At 65.9% G+C, this 21,987-nt stretch carries 19 protein-coding genes and 2 tRNA genes; 2 read left to right on the top strand and 19 right to left on the bottom strand.

Translation table 11 applies throughout. The annotated features are described in order from the left end of the window. Positions 1–8: 8 nt before the first annotated feature. From nusA to rlmE, 10 genes are all read right to left on the bottom strand, one after another. The gene (nusA, locus tag CHC02_RS04115) at positions 9–1,490 is read right to left on the bottom strand and encodes a transcription termination factor NusA (protein ID WP_089390235.1); all 1,482 of its coding nucleotides are present in this window, start codon (positions 1,488–1,490) and stop codon (positions 9–11) included. A 46-nt stretch (positions 1,491–1,536) separates the two neighbouring features. Continuing rightward, entirely contained in the window at positions 1,537–1,995 is a 459-nt protein-coding gene (gene rimP, locus CHC02_RS04110) for a ribosome maturation factor RimP (protein WP_089390234.1), read from the bottom strand. 128 nt (positions 1,996–2,123) lie between these two features. Continuing rightward, positions 2,124–2,200: transfer RNA gene (locus tag CHC02_RS04105), tRNA-Met, on the bottom strand. A gap of 89 nt (positions 2,201–2,289) precedes the next feature. Further along, positions 2,290–2,375: transfer RNA gene (locus CHC02_RS04100), tRNA-Leu, on the bottom strand. Between the two features lie 13 nt (positions 2,376–2,388). Then, positions 2,389–2,781, bottom strand: coding sequence for a preprotein translocase subunit SecG (gene secG / locus CHC02_RS04095; RefSeq protein WP_074981335.1), 393 nt, complete (start codon positions 2,779–2,781; stop codon positions 2,389–2,391). A 2-nt stretch (positions 2,782–2,783) separates the two neighbouring features. Then, a complete protein-coding gene (gene tpiA, locus CHC02_RS04090) occupies positions 2,784–3,539 on the bottom strand; it encodes a triose-phosphate isomerase (RefSeq protein ID WP_089390233.1) in 756 nt (251 codons plus the stop codon). Positions 3,540–3,604: 65 nt separating this feature from the next. Continuing rightward, the gene (gene glmM, locus CHC02_RS04085; protein ID WP_089390232.1) at positions 3,605–4,945 is read right to left on the bottom strand and encodes a phosphoglucosamine mutase; all 1,341 of its coding nucleotides are present in this window, start codon (positions 4,943–4,945) and stop codon (positions 3,605–3,607) included. Further along, positions 4,942–5,811: a dihydropteroate synthase gene (gene folP / locus CHC02_RS04080; protein WP_089390231.1), complete on the bottom strand. Its 870-nt coding sequence runs from the start codon at positions 5,809–5,811 to the stop codon at positions 4,942–4,944. Before folP ends, glmM begins: the two co-directional genes overlap by 4 nt. Before the next feature lie 9 nt (positions 5,812–5,820). Next, the gene (gene ftsH, locus CHC02_RS04075) at positions 5,821–7,740 is read right to left on the bottom strand and encodes an ATP-dependent zinc metalloprotease FtsH (protein ID WP_024128095.1); all 1,920 of its coding nucleotides are present in this window, start codon (positions 7,738–7,740) and stop codon (positions 5,821–5,823) included. Between the two features lie 198 nt (positions 7,741–7,938). Beyond that, positions 7,939–8,562, bottom strand: coding sequence for a 23S rRNA (uridine(2552)-2'-O)-methyltransferase RlmE (gene rlmE / locus CHC02_RS04070; RefSeq protein WP_089390230.1), 624 nt, complete (start codon positions 8,560–8,562; stop codon positions 7,939–7,941). A 79-nt stretch (positions 8,563–8,641) separates the two neighbouring features. Between rlmE and CHC02_RS04065 the strand changes: the two genes are divergently transcribed. Beyond that, the gene (locus CHC02_RS04065; RefSeq protein ID WP_089390229.1) at positions 8,642–8,956 is read left to right on the top strand and encodes a YhbY family RNA-binding protein; all 315 of its coding nucleotides are present in this window, start codon (positions 8,642–8,644) and stop codon (positions 8,954–8,956) included. Between the two features lie 52 nt (positions 8,957–9,008). On the opposite strand, the gene CHC02_RS04060 is transcribed toward CHC02_RS04065, so the two are convergent. From CHC02_RS04060 to grpE, 9 genes are all read right to left on the bottom strand, one after another. Beyond that, positions 9,009–9,413 carry a DUF4149 domain-containing protein gene (locus tag CHC02_RS04060; protein ID WP_089390287.1) on the bottom strand — a complete coding sequence of 135 codons (405 nt, stop codon included), beginning with the start codon at positions 9,411–9,413 and terminating at the stop codon, positions 9,009–9,011. A gap of 10 nt (positions 9,414–9,423) precedes the next feature. Beyond that, positions 9,424–9,900: a transcription elongation factor GreA gene (gene greA / locus CHC02_RS04055; RefSeq protein ID WP_089390228.1), complete on the bottom strand. Its 477-nt coding sequence runs from the start codon at positions 9,898–9,900 to the stop codon at positions 9,424–9,426. Continuing rightward, the gene (gene carB / locus CHC02_RS04050) at positions 9,897–13,118 is read right to left on the bottom strand and encodes a carbamoyl-phosphate synthase large subunit (protein ID WP_089390227.1); all 3,222 of its coding nucleotides are present in this window, start codon (positions 13,116–13,118) and stop codon (positions 9,897–9,899) included. Before carB ends, greA begins: the two co-directional genes overlap by 4 nt. A gap of 19 nt (positions 13,119–13,137) precedes the next feature. Next, positions 13,138–13,788, bottom strand: a complete 651-nt coding sequence (leuE, locus tag CHC02_RS04045) for a leucine efflux protein LeuE (RefSeq protein ID WP_089390286.1) — start codon at positions 13,786–13,788, stop codon at positions 13,138–13,140. A gap of 26 nt (positions 13,789–13,814) precedes the next feature. Then, positions 13,815–14,951 (bottom strand): glutamine-hydrolyzing carbamoyl-phosphate synthase small subunit, encoded by a 1,137-nt coding sequence (carA, locus tag CHC02_RS04040; protein WP_089390226.1) that lies wholly within the window; start codon positions 14,949–14,951, stop codon positions 13,815–13,817. A 241-nt stretch (positions 14,952–15,192) separates the two neighbouring features. Continuing rightward, positions 15,193–15,999, bottom strand: a complete 807-nt coding sequence (dapB, locus tag CHC02_RS04035; RefSeq protein WP_089390225.1) for a 4-hydroxy-tetrahydrodipicolinate reductase — start codon at positions 15,997–15,999, stop codon at positions 15,193–15,195. 80 nt (positions 16,000–16,079) lie between these two features. Next, positions 16,080–17,213 (bottom strand): molecular chaperone DnaJ, encoded by a 1,134-nt coding sequence (dnaJ, locus tag CHC02_RS04030; protein ID WP_089390224.1) that lies wholly within the window; start codon positions 17,211–17,213, stop codon positions 16,080–16,082. Between the two features lie 122 nt (positions 17,214–17,335). Then, positions 17,336–19,252, bottom strand: coding sequence for a molecular chaperone DnaK (gene dnaK, locus CHC02_RS04025; RefSeq protein WP_089390223.1), 1,917 nt, complete (start codon positions 19,250–19,252; stop codon positions 17,336–17,338). Between the two features lie 89 nt (positions 19,253–19,341). Beyond that, positions 19,342–19,905, bottom strand: a complete 564-nt coding sequence (gene grpE / locus CHC02_RS04020; RefSeq protein WP_089390222.1) for a nucleotide exchange factor GrpE — start codon at positions 19,903–19,905, stop codon at positions 19,342–19,344. 170 nt (positions 19,906–20,075) lie between these two features. Here grpE and recN point away from each other — a divergent pair, with 170 nt between their 5' ends. Next, entirely contained in the window at positions 20,076–21,752 is a 1,677-nt protein-coding gene (gene recN / locus CHC02_RS04015; RefSeq protein WP_089390221.1) for a DNA repair protein RecN, read from the top strand. Positions 21,753–21,987 lie beyond the last annotated feature (235 nt).

Below are 21,987 nucleotides of genomic sequence, written 5' to 3'. Positions count from 1 at the left end.
GCGAATGCTTACTCGAACCAATGGGCCCGGGCGGCCATGATCAACTTGCCGGCACGCTCTTCGTCCATGCCGTCGATGTCGAGCAGGTCGTCGATCGACTGCTCGGCAAGATCTTCACGGGTGGTTACGCCACGCAGCACCAGGTCCAAGGCCAGCTCTTTGGTCATGCCATCGAGGCTGAGCAGGTCTTCGGCCGGTTGCGCGTCGGCAAGTTTTTCCTCGGTCGCGATGGCTTTGGTCAACAGACGGTCCTTGGCGCGCGAGCGCAGCTCGTTGACGATGTCCTCGTCGAAGCCGTCGATGTTGAGCATCTCTTCCATCGGTACGTAGGCGATTTCTTCCAGGGTGGTGAAGCCTTCCTCGACCAGCACCTGGGCCAGCTCCTCGTCGACATCCAGCTCGTCGACGAAGCGCTGCAGGATGTCACCGGTCTCGGCCTGCTGCTTGGCCTGGATGTCGGCCTCGGTCATCACGTTCAGCGTCCAGCCGGTCAGCTGGCTGGCCAGGCGGACGTTCTGGCCGCTGCGGCCGATGGCCTGGGCCAGGTTGTCCTCGGCGACGGCGATATCCATGGTGTGGGTATCTTCGTCGACGATGATCGCCGCCACTTCGGCCGGGGCCATCGCGTTGATGACGAACTGCGCCGGGTTGTCGTCCCAGAGCACGATATCCACGCGCTCACCACCCAGCTCGCCGGAGACGGCCTGGACGCGCGAACCACGCATGCCGATGCAGGCGCCCTGCGGGTCGATGCGCTTGTCCTTGGAGCGTACCGCGATCTTGGCGCGCGAACCCGGGTCCCGGGCGGCGGCCATGACGTCGATCAGCTGCTCGGCGATTTCCGGCACCTCGATGCGGAACAGCTCGATCAGCATCTCCGGCGCGGTGCGCGAGAGGACCAGTTGCGGGCCGCGGTTCTCGCTGCGGATTTCCTTGAGCAGGGCACGCACGCGGGTGCCGACGCGGAAGGTCTCGCGCGGGATGATCTGGTCGCGGGCCAGCAGCGCTTCGGCGTTGTTGCCCAGGTCGACGATGACGTTGTCGCGGGTGACCTTCTTGACGGTGCCGGAGATGATCTCGCCGACCTTCTCGCGGTAGGCGTCGACCACCTGGGCGCGCTCGGCCTCGCGGACCTTCTGCACGATGACCTGCTTGGCGGTCTGGGCGGCGATGCGGCCGAACTCGATGGACTCGATCTTCTCTTCGATGACGTCGCCGGCCTTGGTGCCCGGATGGCTTTCCTGCACGTCCTCGACGGTCAGCTCGGCGGCCGGGTTGGAGTAGTCCTCGTCTTCGACCACGGTCCAGCGGCGGAAGGTGTCGTAGTTGCCGTTGGCGCGGTTGATCTGCACGCGCAGGTCGACCTCGTCCTCGAAACGTTTCTTGGTGGCGGTCGCCAGAGCCAGTTCCAGCGCTTCGAAAATCACGCCGGGCGGTACGCCCTTCTCGTTGGACACCGACTCAACAACCAGCAGTACTTCTTTGCTCATCGTACGCCTCGCCTTTCAATCCATTGGAATCCGCTTGATCCGCGGCTCACTCAAATCGGGGAATGATGTTGGCCTTATCGATCGAATCGATCGGCAGCAGGTATTCGTGGTCCTCCACCAGGACCACCACGTCCTGCTCCTCCACACCGCGGAGGATGCCCTGGAAGTTGCGCCGCCGCTCGAAGGGCACGCGCAGCTTGATCTTCACTTGCTCGCCAACGTAGCGGGCGAACTGCTCGAGGGTGAACAGCGGACGGTCCATGCCCGGGGAGGAAACCTCCAGGGTGTATTCGCCGCTGATCGGGTCTTCGACGTCCAGTACGCCGCTGACCTGACGACTGACCTTTTCGCAGTCCTCGATCAGGATGCCGTCGGCCTTGTCGATATAGACCCTCAGCAGGGAATGACGTCCCTGGGACAGGAACTCGAGGCCCCAGCACTCGTAGCCGAGCGCCTCTACCACAGGGGCCAGCAAGGCCTGCAACTGTTCTAGCTTGCTCGACACCTGATCGCCTCGCGTATGCCGTAGAAACGAAAAATGGGCGAAACGCCCATCCCTAAAGGGCCGCCCTGCATCGGCGGCGCGGACTGTCCAGCTAGCAAAAAGCCCCTGAAAAGGGGCTCTGCCATAACTGGTTGCGGGAGCTGGATTTGAACCAACGACCTTCGGGTTATGAGCCCGACGAGCTACCAGACTGCTCCATCCCGCGTCAAAGCTGGTGCGAAATTATACGGTTACACCTTATCCAGGTCAACCGAAGCACCGGAAACGAAAGCCCCGCATGCGGGGCTTCGTATATGGTACCGAGGAGGGGACTCGAACCCCTACAGCCTATGGCCACTACCACCTCAAGGTAGCGTGTCTACCAATTCCACCACCTCGGCAAAAACCTTTGCCTTACTTCTGCTCAGGAGCTGCCGGCACGTCACCGTTGCCAGCTGCCGGGGCTTGTTGCTGCCCCTGGGTCGCCGGCACGTCGGAGGTTGCCGGGACCTTCTCCTGCTTCTGCTCCATCACTGCCGGATCAGGAAGTCCGATGTGACGTATCATATCAGCTTTTTCTTTAGCGAAATACGCTAAACCCAAGCTGGTAATGAAAAAAACTGCAGCCAGTACAGCAGTAAAACGACTGAGGAAGGTCGCGGAGCCCTGGCTACCGAAAACGGTACCCGAGGCACCGGCGCCAAAGGAAGCACCGGCATCCGCACCCTTGCCATGCTGAAGCAGGACCAGTACAACCAGACCCAGCGCCATCAGCAGGTGAATCACGATTACAACTGTTTCCAGCATCTTCAGCTTCCCGCGGCGCGACAGATCGCACCGAACTCATCCGCATTCAGGGAGGCACCACCAATCAGCCCCCCATCGATGTCCGGCATGCCGAACAGCTCGACCGCATTCGCCGCCTTGACGCTACCGCCATACAGCAGGCGAACCCCGCGGGCGACCTCGGCATTTTCCGCCGCCAGTTGCGCACGGATGGCCGCATGTACTTCCTGAGCCTGCTCGGGCGAAGCGGTCAGCCCCGTCCCGATGGCCCACACGGGCTCGTAAGCCACTACGGCGCGGGAGAAAGCCCCGACGCCCAAATCCTCTATCACCGAACCCAGCTGGCGCCCCACGACCTCGAGGGTCTTGCCGGCTTCGCGCTGCTCGCGGGTCTCGCCCACGCACAGCACCGGAACCAGCCCACAGGATTGCGCCGCCGCGAACTTGCGACCGATGACCTCGTCGCTTTCGCCCAGGACCTGGCGGCGCTCGGAGTGCCCCACCAGAACCAGGGAACAACCGGCATCGACCAGCTGACTGGCAGCAATCTCACCCGTGAGGGCACCCTGCGTCGGCTCGACTGCGCAATTCTGCGCACCAACCGCAACCGACTTGCCATCCAGCCCCTGCAGGACCTGGTTGATGTACAGACAGGGCGGCAGGACCGCCACGTCGACACCTGTAGGCAGAGCCAGTTGTCGCAGGCCTTTGATCAGCTCCGCAACACTGGAGCGGGTACCGTGCATTTTCCAGTTCCCGGCCACTAAGGGTCGACGCATGCTGTACCTCGCTGAGCAAAGTGGGCGCAGATGTTACTCGACAAAAAGCAGACTGACAAGAGAAATCAAGCACATACCTCGGTAACGACCTTCGCCAGCTGTTCGGCGTAGGCTCGCACCCTGCTCTCTTCGTCGCCCTCGACCATCACCCGCACCAGCGGCTCGGTGCCGGACTTGCGCAGCAGCACGCGGCCGCGGCCGGCCATGCTCTCGGTGACGCGCGCGCAGGCTTCCTTGACCGCCGGATGCTCGATGGGATCGACGTCCTTGCCCTGGTAGCGCACGTTGATCAGCACCTGCGGGAACTTGCGGATGCCCTGGCGCGCCTCGGCCAGGGTCTGGCCGCGGCTCTTCAGCGCCATCAGCACCTGCAGCGCGGCGATGATGGCATCCCCGGTGGTGGTGTGCTGGGCGCAGACCACGTGGCCGGAGTTCTCGCCACCCAGCTGCCAGCCGCGCCCGAGCATTTCCGCCATCACGTAGCGGTCGCCGACCTTGGCGCGGGTGAAGGGGATCTGCAGGTCGGCCAGGGCCAGCTCCAGGCCCAGGTTGCTCATCAGCGTGCCGACCACGCCGCCCTGCAGGCGGCTGCGCTCCTGCATGTCGCGGGCGATCAGGAAGAGAATCTCGTCGCCGTCCACCACCGCGCCGGTGTGGTCGACCATCATCACGCGGTCGCCGTCGCCGTCGAAGGCGATGCCCATGTCGGCCTGCTCGGCGATGACCGCCGCCTGCAGCGCGGCGACGTGGGTGGAACCGCAGTTGTCGTTGATGTTCAGGCCGTTGGGCTGCACGCCGATCACCGAGACCTGGGCACCCAGCTCGCGGAACACGCTGGGCGCGACCTTGTAGGTGGCGCCATGGGCGCAGTCGACGACCAGGCGCAGGCCAGAGAAGTCGGTGCTGGTGGGCACGCTGCTCTTGCAGAACTCGATGTAGCGGCCGGCGGCGTCGTTGATCCGCGAGACCTTACCCAGGCGCGCGGAATCCACCACGGTCATGGGGGTGTCGATGAGTTCCTCGATCATCAGTTCGACTTCGTCCGGCAGCTTGGTGCCCTGGCCGGAGAAGAACTTGATGCCGTTGTCGTCGTGGGGGTTGTGCGAGGCGCTGATGACGATGCCCGCCTCGGCATGGAAGGTGCGCGTCAGGTAGGCGATGCCCGGGGTCGGCATGGGGCCGAGCAGCATCACGTCGGCGCCGGCGGCCGACAGGCCGGCCTCCAGGGCCGATTCGAACATGTAGCCGGAAATCCGCGTGTCCTTGCCCACCAGCACGCGGCACTTGCCCTGCTGGCGGAAGGCCATGCCCACCGCCCAGCCCAGCTTGAGCACGAAGTCCGGCGTGATCGGCGGCGTGCCGACGCGGCCACGGATGCCATCGGTACCGAAATATTTCCTGCTCATGCTGTCTGTCCTTCTTCCTTAGCTTGTTCCACCGCATCGATCATGCGGACCACATCCACCGTTTCGGCGACGTCGTGCACGCGGATGATCCGCGCGCCCTTGGCCACGGCCAGCGCCGCCAGCGCCAGGCTGCCATACAGGCGGTCACCGACCTCGCGCCCCAGGGCGCGGCCGATCATGCTCTTGCGCGACACTCCGACCAGCAGCGGGCAGCCCAGTTCCAGCAGACGCTCCATGCGCTGGAACAACACCAGGTTGTGCGCCTGGGTCTTGGCGAAGCCGAAGCCGGGGTCGAGCACCAGGCGCTCGCGCGCGATCCCCGCCGCCTCGCAAACGGCGATGCGTTCGGCGAGGAAATCATGCACCTCGGCCAGGATGTCGGGGTAGCGCGGGTCGTTCTGCATGGTGCTCGGCTCGCCGCGCATGTGCATCAGGCACACGGCCAGCCCGGCATCCACCGCGGCATCCAGCGCGCCGTCGCGCTGCAGCGAGCGCACGTCGTTGATCAGCCCGGCGCCCAGGCGCGCGGTCTCGCGCATCACGGCGGGCGTCGAGGTATCGACGGAAATCACCACGTCCAGTTCGCGGGCGATGGCTTCCACCACCGGCGCCACGCGCTCCAGCTCCTCGGTCGGCGACACCAGGCGCGCGCCCGGGCGGGTCGACTCGCCACCCACGTCGATCAGGCTGGCGCCGGCCTCGACCATCTCGGCGGCATGGCGCAACGCGACGTCGCGCTGGCTGAAGCGGCCGCCATCGGAGAAGGAGTCCGGGGTGACGTTGAGGATACCCATGACATGGGTACGCCCTAAATCAAGAACCCGGTTGCCGCAAGGCAACCGGGTCGGGTACAGCTCGAAACTCATCTAGTGCTCTCAGTGCTCGCCGGCGGGGCCCCCGATGGGGTTTTCCTTGCGGCCGCCCTCGTCGCGGCTGGCGGTCGCCGAGCCGGAGGAGCCGGAACCGCCGCCCTGCCAGTCGCGCGGTTCACGCGGCACGCGGCCGGCCATGATGTCGTCGATCTGGTCGGCGTCGATGGTTTCGTACTTCATCAGCGCGTCGGCCATCATGTCCAGCTTGTCGCGGTTCTCTTCCAGCAGGCGCTTGGCGGTGCCGTAGCAGTCGTCGATGATGCGCCGCACTTCCTGGTCGATCAGCTTGGCGGTCTCGCCGGAGACGTTGGCGTGCTGGCTGCCGGCGCTGCGGCCGAGGAACACCTCGCCCTCCTCTTCGGCGTACATCAGCGGGCCGAGCTTCTCGGACAGGCCCCACTTGGTGACCATGTTCCGCGCCAGCTGGGTGGCACGCATGATGTCGTTGGAGGCACCGGTGGTGACGCCTTCGAAGCCGAGGGTCATCTCTTCCGCGATACGGCCGCCGAACAGCGAGCAGATCTGGCTTTCCAGGGCGCGCTTGGACAGGCTGTAGCGGTCCTCCTCGGGGAGGAACATGGTCACGCCCAGGGCGCGGCCGCGGGGGATGATGGAAACCTTGTAGACCGGGTCGTGCTCCGGCACCAGGCGGCCGACGATGGCGTGGCCGGCCTCGTGAAAGGCGGTGTTCTTCTTCTCCTTCTCGGACATGACCATGGTCTTGCGCTCGGCGCCCATCATGATCTTGTCCTTGGCCAGCTCGAACTCGCGCATGTCGACGATGCGCTTGTTGGCGCGGGCGGCGAACAGCGAGGCCTCGTTGACCAGGTTGGCCAGGTCGGCGCCGGAGAAGCCCGGGGTGCCGCGGGCGATCACCGCGGCGTCGACGTTGTCGCCCAGCGGGACCTTGCGCATGTGCACCTTGAGGATCTGCTCGCGGCCGCGGATGTCCGGCAGGCCAACCACCACCTGGCGGTCGAAGCGGCCCGGGCGCAGCAGCGCCGGGTCGAGCACGTCCGGACGGTTGGTCGCGGCGATGACGATGATGCCGTCGTTCATCTCGAAGCCGTCCATCTCCACCAGCAGCTGGTTGAGGGTCTGCTCGCGCTCGTCGTGACCGCCGCCCAGGCCGGCGCCACGATGGCGGCCGACGGCGTCGATCTCGTCGATGAAGATGATGCAGGGTGCGTGTTTCTTGGCCTGGTCGAACATGTCGCGCACGCGGGAGGCGCCCACGCCGACGAACATCTCGACGAAGTCGGAACCGGAGATGGTGAAGAACGGCACCTTGGCCTCGCCGGCGATGGCCTTGGCCAGCAGGGTCTTGCCGGTACCGGGCGGGCCGACCATCAGCACGCCACGCGGGATACGGCCGCCCAGGCGCTGGAACTTGCCCGGATCGCGGAGGAACTCGACCAGCTCGCTGACCTCTTCCTTGGCCTCGTCGCAGCCGGCGACGTCAGCGAAGGTGGTCTTGACCTGGTCCTCGGACAGCAGGCGCGCCTTGCTCTTGCCGAAGCTCATCGGGCCGCCGCGGCCACCGCCGCCGCCCTGCATCTGGCGCATGAAGAACATGAACACGGCGATGATCACCAGGATCGGGAAGCTGGCGACCAGCAGCTGGGTCCAGATGCTCTGCTGCTCGGGCTGCTTGCCCTCGATGACCACGTTGTTGTTGACCAGGTCGCCGATCAGGCCGTTGTCCTGGATCGCCGGGCGGACGGTCTTGAAGGTATCCCCGTCCTGGCGCTTGCCGGTGATCACGTAGCCGTCGACGGTAACCCGCTCGACCTTGCCTTCCTTCACCTGCTGGATGAAGTCCGAATAGTTGAGCGTCTGCGGCTCGCTCGGACTGGAGAAGTTGTTCATCACGGTGACCAGCACCGCCGCGATGATCAACCACAGGATCAGGTTCTTTGCCATGTCGTTCAATTGATTACCCTCTGAAGCCGGCTCCGCCCTGGAAACCGCTTCACACGACGGCCAGACTCCTTCCGGCCAAATTACTACACAACCCCTAGCGACGTAGGAGGCGTCTGTAACCCTTTATGAACCCCGGCGCAAGCCGGTACAAGCCCTACTTGCGTGGAGTGGACGGACAGACGGCCCATTCGTCGCAGTCTAGGCCCCGCGGAAGCCCCGCGCGAGCAGATATTGCTCGCGGGAACGGTCGCGGGAGGACAGCGGCTTGCGCATCTGCACCTTCTCGAAATTCTCGCGGACCATCTTCAGGTAAGCGTCGAAGCCCTCGCCCTGGAAGATCTTGATCAGGAAATCGCCGCCCGGGCGCAACACCCGGGTGCACAGATCCAGCGCCAGCTCGCAGAGGAACATGGCCCGGGGCATGTCCACGGCGGGCAGTCCACTCATATTGGGGGCCATATCGGAAATCACAAGGTCCACCGGATTTTCGCCGATGGCCTGGAGCAGCTGGGCGAACACCGCATCCTCGGTGAAGTCGCCCTGGATGAAGGTGACGTCCGGGATGCTGTCCATCGGCAGGATGTCCGAGGCGATCAGCGTGCCCTTGTCGCCGATCACCCGGCTGGTGACCTGCGACCAGCCGCCCGGCGCGGCGCCGAGGTCGACCACGGTCATGCCCGGGCGCAGGATGCGATCCTTCTCCTGGATCTCCAGCAGCTTGTAGCTGGCGCGCGAGCGGTAGCCGTCGCGTTGCGCCATCTTCACGTAAGGATCGTCGAAGTGTTCTTTCAGCCAGCGATGGCTAGTCTTGGAACGGGCCACGTATTACCTCGTCTGAGCGGCACCCGGTCGAACCGTAATTCGGGTAAGATATCCGCCTTTTTTCCCCAGGGGTCTGATTATGGCGCTCACTCAGGAGCAGAAGAAACAGTTCAAATCTATCGGCCACCACCTGAAGCCTGTATTGACCGTTGCCGAAAACGGCCTTACCGAAGGCGTCATGGCCGAGCTCGAGCGTGCGCTCAACGATCACGAACTGATCAAGGTACAGTTCCGCATCGCCGAGCGCGACGACCGCCGCGCGCTGATCGACGAGCTGTGCCGCAACGGCAGCTGCGAGCTGGTCCAGGCCATCGGCAAGATGGCCCTGGTCTACCGCCGCAATCCCAAGCCGAACCGCAACCTGTCGAACGTCAGCCGCTACAGCGGCCTGTGACAGCGCAGGCCGGGCGCCCAGGCGCCCTGGCCAAGGCCCCGCCGGCCGGCGCTCAGCGCGCCGCGTCCCGCCCCGGCACCGGTTGCAGCACCAGCAGCACGCCGCACAGGGCCAGCACCAGGTAGTTGAACAGCAGCCAGCGCTGGGCATCCGGCGCCAGCTGGTTCACCAGCAGGTAGCTCGCCACCATCGCCAGCACGGTCAGCAGCAGCTGCCCGCGCATCTCGCGCCAGAGGCTGCCCAGGCCCTGCGCCGTCACCAGCACCAGCGCCTGCAGCAGCGCGCAGAAACCGGCGAAACCGACCAGCAGCGGCGTCAGCGCATCGGCCACCGACTGCACCAGCAGCGGCGCCAGGCCGACCTTCTGCAGCGCCGGCAGGACCACGAAACGCAACAGCCAGAGGCCGCCGACCCAGAAGGTCTGGGCCAGCAACCAGCTGGCTGCGGCGGCTTTCAGCGGACGCGACTCAGGCGTGGCGGACTTCAACGATCTCGTACTCGACGTCGCCGCCGGGGGTCCTGACCAGCACCGCGTCACCCTCGGTCTTGCCGATCAGTGCGCGGGCGATCGGCGAGTTGACCGAGATCTTGCTGCGCTTGATGTCGGCCTCGTCGTCGCCGACGATCTGGTAGGTCACGGTCTCGTCGGTCTCGACGTTGGCGATGTCCACGGTGGTCCCGAAGATCACCTTCCCGGTATGCGGGATGGTGGTCACGTCGATGATCTGCGCGTTGGACAGCTTGGCCTCGATGTCGCGGATGCGCGCCTCGGACATGCCCTGCTGCTCGCGGGCCGCGTGGTACTCGGCGTTCTCCTTGAGGTCGCCCAGCTCACGCGCCTCGGCGATGGCCTGGGTGATCTGCGGGCGCAGAACGGTCTTCAGGTGTTTCAGTTCTTCTTCCAGGGCGCGGGCGCCCTGGACGGTCATCGGGAATTTGCTCATGCGTTGATTCCTGCATGCAGATCCTGCAGCCGGCGAACGGTCTTCTCGGGACCGAACTTGAGCGCCTCGCAGATCGCCTGCCCCGCCGCGATGGTGGTGGTGCAGTAGATCTTGTGCTGCAGGGCGTTACGACGGATCGAATAGGAGTCGGCGATCGACTGGCGACCTTCGGTGGTGTTGATGATCAGGGTGACTTCGTCGTTCTTGATCATGTCGACCACGTGCGGACGGCCTTCGGTCACCTTGTTCACCCGGCGCACCGGCAGGCCGGCCGCCTCGATCACCTTGGCGGTACCGGCGGTGGCGACCACTTCGAAGCCCAGCGCGACCAGGTCACGGGCGACCTGGACGGCCTGCGGCTTGTCGTCCTCGCGGACGCTGATGAAGGCGCAACCGGCGTTCGGCAGGATTTCGCTGGCGCCCAGCTGGGCCTTGGCGAAAGCCTCGCCGAAGCTGTCGCCCACGCCCATGACCTCGCCGGTGGACTTCATCTCCGGGCCGAGGATGGGGTCGACGCCAGGAAACTTGGCGAACGGGAACACCGCTTCCTTGACGCTATAGTACGGCGGGATCACCTCTTCGGTGAAGCCGACTTCGGCAAGGCTCTTGCCGGCCATGACGCGGGCCGCGATCTTGGCCAGGGACTCGCCGATGCACTTGGAGACGAACGGCACGGTACGCGAGGCGCGCGGGTTCACCTCGATGACGTAGATGTCCTCGCCCTGTACGGCCATCTGCACGTTCATCAGGCCGACCACGCCCAGCTCCAGGGCCATTTTCTTGACCTGCTCGCGGATCTCGTCCTGGATGTGCTTGGGCAGCGAGTACGGCGGCAGCGAGCACGCGGAGTCACCGGAATGCACGCCGGCCTGCTCGATGTGCTGCATGATGGCGCCGATCACCACGCTCTCGCCGTCGCAGACCGCGTCGATGTCGACTTCGATGGCGCAGTTGAGGAAGCGGTCCAGCAGCACCGGGCTGTCGTTGGAGACCTTCACCGCCTCGCGCATGTAGCGCTTGAGCTCTTCTTCCTGGTAGACGATTTCCATCGCCCGGCCGCCCAGCACGTAGGACGGGCGCACCACCATCGGGTAGCCGATGTTCTTCGACAGGCTCAGGGCCTCGTCTTCGCTGCGCGCGGTGGCGTTGGCCGGCTGGCGCAGGTTCAGGCGCTGGACCATCTGCTGGAAGCGCTCGCGGTCCTCGGCGCGATCGATGGCGTCGGGGCTGGTGCCGATGATCGGCACGCCGGCTTCTTCCAGGGCGCGGCAGAGTTTCAGCGGGGTCTGGCCGCCGTACTGGACGATCACGCCCTTGGGCTGCTCGACGCGGACGATCTCCAGCACGTCTTCCAGTGTCACCGGCTCGAAGTACAGGCGGTCGGAAGTGTCGTAGTCGGTGGAGACGGTCTCCGGGTTGCAGTTGACCATGATGGTCTCGTAGCCGTCTTCGCGCATCGCCAGCGCGGCGTGCACGCAGCAGTAGTCGAACTCGATGCCCTGGCCGATGCGGTTCGGACCGCCGCCGAGGATCATGATCTTGTCGCGGCCGGACGGGTTGGCCTCGCACTCTTCCTCGTAGGTCGAGTACATGTAGGCGGTGTCGGTGGCGAATTCGGCGGCGCAGGTGTCAACGCGCTTGTAGACCGGCAGCACCTTCAGCTTGTGGCGGTGGCTGCGCAGGTTCTTCTCGGTCACGCCGAGCAGCTTGGCCAGGCGCGCGTCGGAGAAGCCCTTGCGCTTGAGCTTGCGCATCAGGTCGGCGTCGATGCCGGACAGGCCGAGGGTCTTGACCTTCTCTTCTTCCTTGATCAGGTCCTCGATCTGCACCAGGAACCACTCGTCGATCCTGGTCAGGACGAAGACTTCCTCGATGCTCTTGCCGGCGCGGAAGGCATCGGCCACGTACCAGATGCGCTCGGCGCCCGGCACGGTCAGCTCGCGGCGCAGGATGCCCTCGGCTTCCGGGTCGGCCAGGTCGAGCTTCGGATCGAAGCCGGCAACGCCCACTTCCAGGCCGCGCAGGGCTTTCTGCACCGACTCCTGGAAGGTACGGCCGATGGCCATGACCTCGCCCACGGACTTCATCTGGGTGGTCAGGCGGGCATCGGCTTTCGGGAACTTCTCGAAGGCGAAGCGCGGCACCTTGGTCACGACGTAGTCGATGGCCGGCTCGAAGGAGGCCGGGGTACGGCCGCCGGTGATGTCGTTCTGCAGTTCGTCGAGGGTGTAGCCGACGGCCAGCTTGGCGGCGATCTTGGCGATCGGGAAGCCGGTGGCCTTGGAGGCCAGGGCCGAGGAGCGCGACACCCGCGGGTTCATCTCGATCACGACCATGCGCCCGGTGTTCGGGCAGATGCCGAACTGCACGTTGGAACCGCCGGTTTCCACGCCGATCTCGCGCAGCACCGCCAGGGAGGCGTTGCGCATGATCTGGTATTCCTTGTCGGTCAGGGTCTGCGCCGGGGCCACGGTGATGGAGTCACCGGTGTGCACGCCCATGGGGTCGAAGTTCTCGATGGAGCAGACGATGATGCAGTTGTCCTTCTTGTCGCGGACAACCTCCATCTCGTATTCCTTCCAGCCGATCAGCGATTCGTCGATCAGCAGCTCGTTGGTCGGCGACAGGTCCAGGCCGCGGGCGCAGATCTCTTCGAATTCCTCGCGGTTGTAGGCGATGCCGCCACCGGTGCCGCCCATGGTGAAGGACGGACGGATGATGCAGGGGAAGCCGACCTGCTCCAGCACGCCGTAGGCTTCTTCCATGCTGTGGGCGATGCCCGAGCGCGGGCAGGCCAGGCCGATGGCCTTCATGGCCTTGTCGAAGCGCGAGCGATCCTCGGCCTTGTCGATGGTGTCGGCGTTGGCGCCGATCATCTCGACGCCGAACTTCTCCAGCACGCCGTGGCGTTCCAGGTCCAGCGCGCAGTTCAGCGCGGTCTGGCCGCCCATGGTCGGCAGCAGCGCGTCGGGGCGCTCCTTCTCGATGATCTTGGCCACGGTCTGCCACTTGATCGGCTCGATGTAGGTGGCGTCGGCCATGGCCGGGTCGGTCATGATGGTGGCCGGGTTGGAGTTCACCAGGATGACGCGGAAGCCTTCTTCCTTCAGGGCCTTGCAGGCCTGTGCGCCGGAGTAGTCGAACTCGCACGCCTGGCCGATGACGATGGGGCCGGCACCGAGGATCAGGATGCTCTTGATGTCTGTACGCTTGGGCATGGGACTCTCGTTGCAATATTCAGGAAAGGGTTGCGCTGGCCAGCTTCACGCCGAAGCCGACGAACAGGGCGCCGACGCCGCTCGAGGCGCCGGCCGCCAGCCGCTGCCGGCGGCGGAACCAGGCCGCCAGGCGCACACCGGAAAAGATCAGGAAACTGAGGTAGAGGGCGCTGATGACCTCGAGGATCGTGCCCAGCACCAGGAACGACACGCCGGGGTAGGCATAGCCGGGGTCGACGAACTGGATGAAGAAGGACACGAAGAAGAGGATCGCCTTGGGGTTGGACAGGCTCAGCAGCAGCGCCTTGCGGAACGGCTGGGCGACGTCCACCTCCTTCACCGGGGCGGCCTGCTCCAGCGGCTGGCGCAGCTTCTGCAAGCCGCCGCGGAGCATGCCCAGGCCCAGGTAGAACAGGTAGGCGGCGCCGGCGTACTTCAGGCCGAGGAACAGCATCGGCTCGGCCTTGAGCAGCGAGGCGATGCCCAGGGCCGACAGCAGCATCAGGATGGCATCGCCCAGGAACACCGCGCTGGCCGCCCGGTAGCCGCCGGCGACGCCGCGCTGGGCGGCGGTGGCCAGCACGAACAGCGAGTTCGGGCCCGGCAGCAGGACGATGAACAGCGTACCCAGAACGTAGGTCCACAGGTCGGTGATTCCCAGGGTCGGCATCATCTTCGCTTACCTCTTCGCAGCTCTCAGCGACGCTCGGCCATGGCCGAGATGAAACGGTCGAACAGCGGCGCCACGTCGTGCGGGCCGGGGCTGGCTTCCGGGTGGCCCTGGAAGCTGAAGGCCACCTTGTCGGTGCGCTCGATGCCCTGCAGGGTACCGTCGAACAGCGACTTGTGGGTGGCGCGCAGGTTGCCCGGCAGGGTTTCCTCGTCCACTGCGAAGCCATGGTTCTGGCTGGTGATCATCACCACGCCGGAATCCAGGTCCTGCACCGGGTGGTTGGCGCCGTGGTGGCCGTGGCCCATCTTCAGGGTCCTGGCGCCCGAGGCCAGGGCCAGCAACTGGTGGCCGAGGCAGATGCCGAAGACCGGGATCTCGGTGTCGAGGAACTCGCGGATGGCCTGGATGGCGTAGTCGCACGGCTCGGGGTCGCCGGGGCCGTTGGAGAGGAAGATGCCGTCCGGGTTCAGCGCCAGCACTTCGCTGGCCGGGGTCTGCGCCGGCACCACGGTCAGGCGGCAGCCGCGGGCGACCAGCATGCGCAGGATGTTCAGCTTGACGCCGAAGTCGTAGGCGACCACGTGGTAGGGCAGTTCGGCGGCGGGGATTTCCGGGTGGCTGTCGGTTTCCAGGTTCCACACGCTGGAGCGCCACTCGTAGCGCTCGGTGGAGGACACCACCTTGGCCAGGTCCATGCCTTTCAGGCCGGGGAAGGAGCGCGCCAGCTCCAGCGCCCTTTCCTCGGTGGCGTCGTCGCCGGCCAGGATGCAGCCGTTCTGCGAGCCCTTCTCGCGCAGGATGCGCGTCAGGCGGCGGGTATCGATGCCGGCGATGGCGACGGTACCGTTCTCTTTCAGGTAGTCCGGCAGGGACTGCTTGTCGCGCCAGCTGCTGGCCAGCAGCGGCAGGTCGCGGATGATCAGGCCGGCGGCCCAGACCTTGTTCGACTCGGCGTCTTCCGGGGTGGTCCCGGTGTTGCCGATGTGCGGGTAGGTCAGGGTGACGATCTGTTGGGCATAGGAAGGATCGGTAAGGATTTCCTGGTAGCCGGTCATGGCGGTGTTGAACACCACCTCTCCGACGGTCTGGCCGTCGGCACCGATGGCTTCACCGCGAAAAATGCTGCCGTCGGCAAGTGCAAGTATGGCTGGCTTAGTCAAGAAGACCTCCCGTGAATCAAGCCTGGCTGGGCGTGCGCAGGTTGTAAAAAAGCGGGATGACATCAGAAGAGGTCATCCCGCTTTTTGTATGGTTCATGCTGCGCTGCTTTTAGTGGACACACTAAATCTGTAGTTTACAGAAACGCGACATATTGGTCCACCTTATGCACGACGTATGGCGCTACCGCCGGGTCGCTTCGGACCCCGCCATGCCGACGCGCAGCATTTCGCCGGCAGGCTCTCAGCGCAGGCCGAGCACGTCCTGCATGTCGTACAGGCCGTTGCCCTGCCCTTCCAGCCACAGCGCCGCGCGCACCGCGCCACGGGCGAAGGTCATGCGGCTGGAGGCCTTGTGGGTGATTTCCACGCGCTCGCCCTCGGCGGCGAACAGCACGGTGTGGTCGCCCACCACGTCGCCGGCGCGCACGGTGGCGAAGCCGATGGTCTCGCGCTCGCGCGCGCCGGTCTGGCCCTCGCGACCGTAGACCGCCACCTTCTCCAGGTCGCGCCCCAGGGCGTTTGCCACCACCTCGCCCATGCGCAGGGCGGTGCCGGACGGCGCATCGACCTTGTGCCGGTGGTGGGCCTCGATGATCTCGATGTCCACTTCGTCGCCCAGCACGCGGGCGGCGGTGTCCAGCAGCTTCAGGCAGAGGTTGACGCCGACGCTGTAGTTGGCGGCGAAGACGATCGGGATGTCCTTCGCGGCCTCGGCCAGCAGGGCCTTCTCCTCCACGGAGAAACCGGTGGTGCCGATGACCATGGCCTTGCCGGCCTTGCGGCAGACCTCCAGGTTCTTCAGCGTCACGGTGGGGTGGGTGAAGTCGATCAGCACGTCGAACTCGTCGACCACCTTCGCCAGGTCGCCCGACAACGGCACGCCGATGCGGCCCAGGCCGGCCAGCTCACCGGCGTCGGCGCCCACCAGGGTGCTGTCGGGACGGTCGATAGCGGCGGTCAGGCCGGCACTGCCGTTGGTCTGCTGCACCGCCTCGATCAGGTTCTTGCCCATGCGCCCGGCGGCGCCCATTACGGCTATACGTCGCATAACTGAAAGCTCCAAGCTGCAAGCCGCAAGCTGCAAGCGCCGCCCCTTGAGGCTTACGGCTTGCAGCTTGCAGCTCTACGTCATAGATCGTCGAAGAAGCGCTTCATGCCTTCGAACCAGCCACTGGCGCGGGGCGAGTGGGAGGTGTCGCCCTGCAGGCTGCTGCGGAATTCCTCGAGCAGTTCGCGCTGGCGCTTGTCCAGGTTCACCGGGGTCTCGACCACCACGCGGCACATCAGGTCGCCGGCGCCGCCGCCGCGCACCGGGGCCACGCCCTTGCCGCGCAGGCGGAACAGCTTGCCGGTCTGGGTGCCCTCGGGGATCTTCAGCTTCACCCGGCCATCCAGGGTCGGCACTTCCAGCTCGCCGCCCAGGGCGGCATCGGCGAAGCTGATCGGCACTTCGCAGTACAGGTGCTTGCCGTCGCGCTGGAAGATGTCGTGCTCGCGCACGTTGACCACCACGTAGAGGTCGCCCGCCGGGCCGCCATGGGCCCCGGCCTCGCCCTCGCCGGTGAGGCGGATGCGGTCGCCGGTGTCGACGCCGGCCGGCACCTTGACCGACAGCGTCTTCTGCTCTTCCACGCGGCCCTGGCCGTGGCAGGTGCCACAGGGGTCGCTGATCATCTTGCCGCTGCCGTGGCAGCGCGGGCAGGTCTGCTGCACCGAGAAGAAGCCCTGCTGCATGCGCACCTGGCCGATGCCGCCGCAGGTGGTGCAGGTCACCGGCGAGGTGCCGGGCTTGGCGCCGCTGCCGCTGCAGGTCTTGCAGCCGACCAGGGTCGGCACGCGGATGGTCACGGTGGTGCCGCGGACCGCGTCCTCCAGGTCCAGGTCGAGGGTGTAGCGCAGGTCGGCGCCGCGCTGCGGGCCGCCGCGGCCGCCCCGGCCACCGCCGCCACCACCGAAGAAGTCGCTGAAGACGTCGCCGAAGATGTCCGAGAAGCTCGCGCCGCCGAAGCCGGCCCCCGCGCCGCCGCCCATCTGCGGGTCGACGCCGGCATGGCCGTACTGGTCGTAGGCCGCGCGCTTGCTGGCATCGGACAGGATCTCGTACGCCTCGTTGGCCTCCTTGAATTTATCCTCGGCCGCCTTGTCGCCGGGATTGCGGTCCGGGTGGTACTTCATGGCGAGCCGGCGGTAGGCCTTCTTCAGGTCCGCGTCGCTGGCGCCACGCTCGACACCCAGTACCTCATAGAAATCACGTTTGGCCATAAATTCTTTGCACCTTGAAAACCTCTCCCCCAGACACGCCGACGCGGGAGCAAGCCCCCGCGTGACGTTTCATGCGCACCGACACGCTGGTCGGTGCGCCGGAGCGCAAGCTTGCACGAGGCTTACTTGTTCTCCTTGACCTCTTCGAACTCGGCGTCGACCACGTCGTCGCCGGCCTTGTGGTCGGCCTCGCCGGACTGGGCTTCGGCGCCCGGCTGCGGCTGTTCGGCGTACATCTTCTGCGCCAGCGGGGTGGACGCCTGGGACAGCGCGTTCATCTTCGCTTCGATCTCGGCCTTGTCGTCGCCCTTCACGGCAGCTTCCAGGTCGGCCAGCGCCTTCTCGATGGCAGCCTTCTCCTCGGCGGTGGCCTTGTCGCCAGCCTCGGTGACCATCTTGCGGGTCGCGTGGACCAGCGCGTCACCCTGGTTGCGGGCGGCGGCCAGTTCCTCGAACTTGCGGTCTTCCTCGGCGTTGGCCTCGGCGTCGCGCACCATCTGCTGGATCTCGTCCTCGGACAGGCCCGAAGAGGCCTTGATCACGATGGACTGCTGCTTGCCGGTGGCCTTGTCCTTCGCGCCCACGTGCAGGATGCCGTTGGCATCGATGTCGAAGGTAACTTCGATCTGCGGCACGCCGCGCGGGGCCGGCGGGATGTCGGCCAGGTCGAACTTGCCGAGGGACTTGTTCTGCGCGGCCTGCTTGCGCTCGCCCTGCAGCACGTGGATGGTCACGGCGCCCTGGTTGTCGTCGGCGGTGGAGAACACCTGGGACTTCTTGGTCGGGATGGTGGTGTTCTTGTCGATCAGCGCGGTCATCACGCCACCCAGGGTCTCGATGCCCAGGGTCAGCGGGGTGACGTCGAGCAGCAGCACGTCCTTGACATCGCCGGCCAGCACGGCGCCCTGGATGGCGGCACCCATGGCCACGGCTTCGTCCGGGTTGACGTCCTTGCGCGCTTCCTTGCCGAAGAACTCGGCGACGGTCTTCTGCACCAGCGGCATGCGGGTCTGGCCGCCGACCAGGATCACCTCGTCGATCTTCGACACGTCCAGGCCGGCGTCCTTCAGGGCCACGCGGCAGGGCTCGATGGTGCGGGTCACCAGGTCTTCCACCAGGGACTCCAGCTTGGCGCGGGACACCTTGACGTTCAGGTGTTTCGGGCCGCTGGCGTCAGCGGTGATGTACGGCAGGTTGACGTCGGTCTGCTGGGTCGAGGACAGCTCGATCTTGGCCTTCTCGGCAGCTTCCTTCAGGCGCTGCATGGCCAGCGGGTCGCCCTTCAGGTCGATGCCCGACTCTTTCTTGAACTCGTCGACGAGGTAGTCGATCAGGCGCAGGTCGAAGTCTTCACCGCCCAGGAAGGTGTCGCCGTTGGTGGCCAGCACTTCGAACTGGTGCTCGCCATCGACTTCCGCGATCTCGATCACCGAGACGTCGAAGGTGCCGCCGCCCAGGTCGTAGACGATGATGGTGTGGTCACCCTTGGCCTTGTCCAGGCCGTAGGCCAGCGCAGCCGCGGTCGGCTCGTTTATGATGCGCTTGACGTCCAGGCCGGCGATGCGGCCGGCGTCCTTGGTGGCCTGGCGCTGGCTGTCGTTGAAGTAGGCCGGAACGGTGATGACCGCTTCGGTGACCGGCTCGCCCAGGTAGTCCTCGGCGGTCTTCTTCATCTTCTTCAGGACTTCGGCGGAGACCTGCGGCGGGGCCATCTTCTGGCCCTTGGCCTCGACCCAGGCGTCGCCGTTGTCAGCCTTGACGATGCTGTACGGCACCATCTTGATGTCTTTCTGCACGACGTCTTCTTCGAAGCGACGGCCGATCAGGCGCTTCACCGCGTACAGGGTGTTCTTCGGGTTGGTGACCGCCTGGCGCTTGGCCGGCTGGCCGACCAGGATCTCGCCGTCGTTGGCGTAGCCGATGATCGACGGGGTGGTGCGAGCGCCTTCGGCGTTCTCGATCACCTTGACGTTGCCGTTTTCCAGGATGGAGACGCAGGAGTTGGTGGTCCCCAGGTCGATACCGATGATTTTGCCCATATTCACTCTCCAGAAATTAGATTCCGTGCTGATCCCGCTGCGGACCTTGTGCTCGGTTGATTACCCAGATGGGGACCGGGTGGCGGATTTCAAGCCTTCTCGTCGATCGAAGGCGGGGTTTGCTCCGGCGCCTTGCTGACCACGACCATGGCCGGGCGCAGCAGGCGACCGTTGAGCAGGTAGCCCTTCTGGAACACCTTGACCACGCTGCCGGGCTCCAGGTGCACGCTCTCCTCCATCGCCATCGCCTGATGGTGCTCGGGGTTGAACGGCTCGCCGTGGGGGTCGACCGGCTCCAGGTTGTAGCGCTTGAGGGTGTCGTGGAACATCTTGAGGGTCAGCTCGATGCCTTCGCGCATCGGCTTGATCGCCTCGTCGTCCGGGCTGGACATCTCCAGCGCGCGCTCCAGGGTGTCGACCACCGGCAGCAGGTCGCCGGAGAACTTCTCCAGGGCGAACTTGTGCGCCTTCTCCACGTCCTGCTCGGCGCGGCGACGCACGTTCTGCAGCTCGGCGGCGACGCGCAGGCTCTGGTCCTTGGCCGCGGCCAGCTGTTCCTCGAGGTCCAGCACGCGGGCGTTCAGGTCGTCGCCGGCAACCTGTTCCGGCTGCTCGTTCAGATGCGAATCCTGAGTCTGTTGCTCGTCAGACATGCCACTCTCCTAAAAAAGAAAAAGCCTTTGAAAACAAAGCGAACCCAATGGCTCGCGGCTCTGCCGGCTATATGGGGGCCATTTGCGCGGGTTCAAGGGGCGGGCGGTGAATTGCCAGCGGCAAAAAATACTGTATAAATAAACAGACCTTTTCACCGGAGCCGCCTCCCATGCTGGTTCATCTCTCCGTGCACAACTACGCCATCGTCGAGCACCTCGATCTCGAGCTCGCCGCCGGCATGACCGTGATCACCGGCGAGACCGGCGCCGGCAAGTCGATCATGCTCGACGCCCTCGGCCTGGCCCTGGGCGACCGCGCCGACAGCGGCGTGGTGCGCCCCGGCGCGGACAAGGCCGACATCCTCGCCAGCTTCGACGTCGGCGCCATCGCCGAGGCCCGCGACTGGCTCGCCGAGCGCGACCTGGAGCAGGACGGCCCGTGCATCCTGCGCCGGGTGATCACCGCCGAGGGCCGCTCGCGCGGCTACATCAACGGTACGCCCTGCACCCTGGGCGACCTCAAGGCCCTGGGCGAGCTGCTGATCGACATCCACAGCCAGCACGAGCACCAGTCGCTGCTCAAGGCCGACACCCACCGCCGCCTGCTCGACGAATACGCCGGCAGCCAGGACCTGGCCCGCCAGGTGCAACTGGCCGCGCAGCGCTGGAAGCAGACGCGCCACGAACTCGACCGCCTGTCGCGCAGCGGCGACGAGCAGCGCGCCCGCCACCAGTTGCTCAGCTACCAGCTGGACGAGCTGGAGAACCTGGCCCTGGGCGAGAACGAACTGGAGGCGCTGGAAGCCGAGCACAAGACCCTGAGCAACGCCGGCGCCCTGCTCGGCGCCTGCCGCCAGGTGGTGGACATGTGCAGCGAAAGCGACGCCGGCAACGTGCTGTCGGTGCTGACCGCCTGCCTCAACCGCCTGACCGCCTTCCAGAGCCAGCCCGCCGCGCTGGCCGAGGCGGTCAACCTGCTGTCCAGCGCGCAGATCCAGGTGGAGGAAGCGGTGGGCGAGCTGAACCGCTTCGTCGACAACTTCGACGCCGACCCCGGCCGCCTGCAGCAACTGGAAGAGCGCATGGACGCCATCTACGGCCTGGCCCGCAAGCACCGCGTGCAGCCCCACGACCTGCAGGCCCTGCAACAGCGCCTGCTGGAAGAGCTGGAAGCGCTGAATGCCGACGACGAAGCCGCCGAGCGCCTGGCCGAGGAGCTGGCCGCCTACCAGCGGCACTACCAGGAAAAGGCGGCGGAACTGAGCACCCTGCGCCGCCAGGCCGCCCCGCAGCTGGCCGCCTCGGTGGAAACCGAGATGCAACGCCTGGGCATGCCCGGCGGGCGCTTCGCCATCGAGCTGGACGACACCCCCGCCGCCGAACCCCAGGCCAACGGCCTGGAGCAGCTGGAATTCCTGGTCAGCGCCAACCCCGGGCAGCCGCTCAAGGGCCTGGCGCGGGTGGCCTCCGGCGGCGAACTGTCGCGCATCAGCCTGGCCATCCAGGTGATCACCGCGCAGACCTCGCGCGTTCCCACCCTGGTCTTCGACGAAGTCGACGTCGGCATCGGCGGCCCCACCGCGGAAGTGGTCGGCCAACTGCTGCGCCGGCTCGGCGAAGGCGGCCAGGTGCTGACCGTCACCCACCTGCCGCAGGTCGCGGCCCAGGGCCACCAGCACCTGTTCGTGCACAAGGAACGCGGCAGCAGCGAAACCCGCACCGCGGTGGCCAACCTGAAGAAGGCCGAACGCATAGAAGAGATCGCCCGCATGCTCGGCGGCGTGGACATGACCAAGGAATCCCTGGCCCACGCCCGCAAGATGGTGGACCGGGCGCTGCACAGTTGACGCGCGCCTACACGGGGAATGGCTTGGCGTAGGGCGAATAACCGTTCGCGGTTATCCGCCGCCGGCCAATGCACCGCTGCCCGATGAAAACGGCGGATAACGCCGTAGGCGTTATGCGCCCTACGAGGGCACGGCGTATGGGCAACCTGAGCGGATCTCATCCGCGAATCGCGCCGGAACCTCCGGCTATCGCGGACAAGGTCCTCTCCCACACGCCAATCTCACCTGAAATCCC

The sequence above is a fragment of the Pseudomonas delhiensis genome (assembly GCF_900187975.1).
Lineage (GTDB): Bacteria > Pseudomonadota > Gammaproteobacteria > Pseudomonadales > Pseudomonadaceae > Pseudomonas > Pseudomonas delhiensis.
The sequence above is the reverse complement of the archived record's forward strand: the minus strand, read 5'-3'. Positions and strand labels throughout refer to the sequence as shown.

Excerpts from the sequence above, each read along its gene's own strand:
- grpE (WP_089390222.1), bottom strand. The coding sequence starts at position 19,905 with ATGTCTGACGAGCAACAGACTCAGGATTCGCATCTGAACGAGCAGCCG.
- recN (WP_089390221.1), top strand. The coding sequence starts at position 20,076 with ATGCTGGTTCATCTCTCCGTGCACAACTACGCCATCGTCGAGCACCTC.
- folP (WP_089390231.1), bottom strand. The coding sequence starts at position 5,811 with ATGAGTTTCGAGCTGTACCCGACCCGGTTGCCTTGCGGCAACCGGGTT.
- glmM (WP_089390232.1), bottom strand. The coding sequence starts at position 4,945 with ATGAGCAGGAAATATTTCGGTACCGATGGCATCCGTGGCCGCGTCGGC.
- CHC02_RS04065 (WP_089390229.1), top strand. The coding sequence starts at position 8,642 with ATGGCGCTCACTCAGGAGCAGAAGAAACAGTTCAAATCTATCGGCCAC.
- secG (WP_074981335.1), bottom strand. The coding sequence starts at position 2,781 with ATGCTGGAAACAGTTGTAATCGTGATTCACCTGCTGATGGCGCTGGGT.
- nusA (WP_089390235.1), bottom strand. The coding sequence starts at position 1,490 with ATGAGCAAAGAAGTACTGCTGGTTGTTGAGTCGGTGTCCAACGAGAAG.
- dnaK (WP_089390223.1), bottom strand. The coding sequence starts at position 19,252 with ATGGGCAAAATCATCGGTATCGACCTGGGGACCACCAACTCCTGCGTC.
- dnaJ (WP_089390224.1), bottom strand. The coding sequence starts at position 17,213 with ATGGCCAAACGTGATTTCTATGAGGTACTGGGTGTCGAGCGTGGCGCC.
- ftsH (WP_024128095.1), bottom strand. The coding sequence starts at position 7,740 with ATGGCAAAGAACCTGATCCTGTGGTTGATCATCGCGGCGGTGCTGGTC.
- tpiA (WP_089390233.1), bottom strand. The coding sequence starts at position 3,539 with ATGCGTCGACCCTTAGTGGCCGGGAACTGGAAAATGCACGGTACCCGC.
- leuE (WP_089390286.1), bottom strand. The coding sequence starts at position 13,788 with ATGCCGACCCTGGGAATCACCGACCTGTGGACCTACGTTCTGGGTACG.
- greA (WP_089390228.1), bottom strand. The coding sequence starts at position 9,900 with ATGAGCAAATTCCCGATGACCGTCCAGGGCGCCCGCGCCCTGGAAGAA.
- carB (WP_089390227.1), bottom strand. The coding sequence starts at position 13,118 with ATGCCCAAGCGTACAGACATCAAGAGCATCCTGATCCTCGGTGCCGGC.
- dapB (WP_089390225.1), bottom strand. The coding sequence starts at position 15,999 with ATGCGACGTATAGCCGTAATGGGCGCCGCCGGGCGCATGGGCAAGAAC.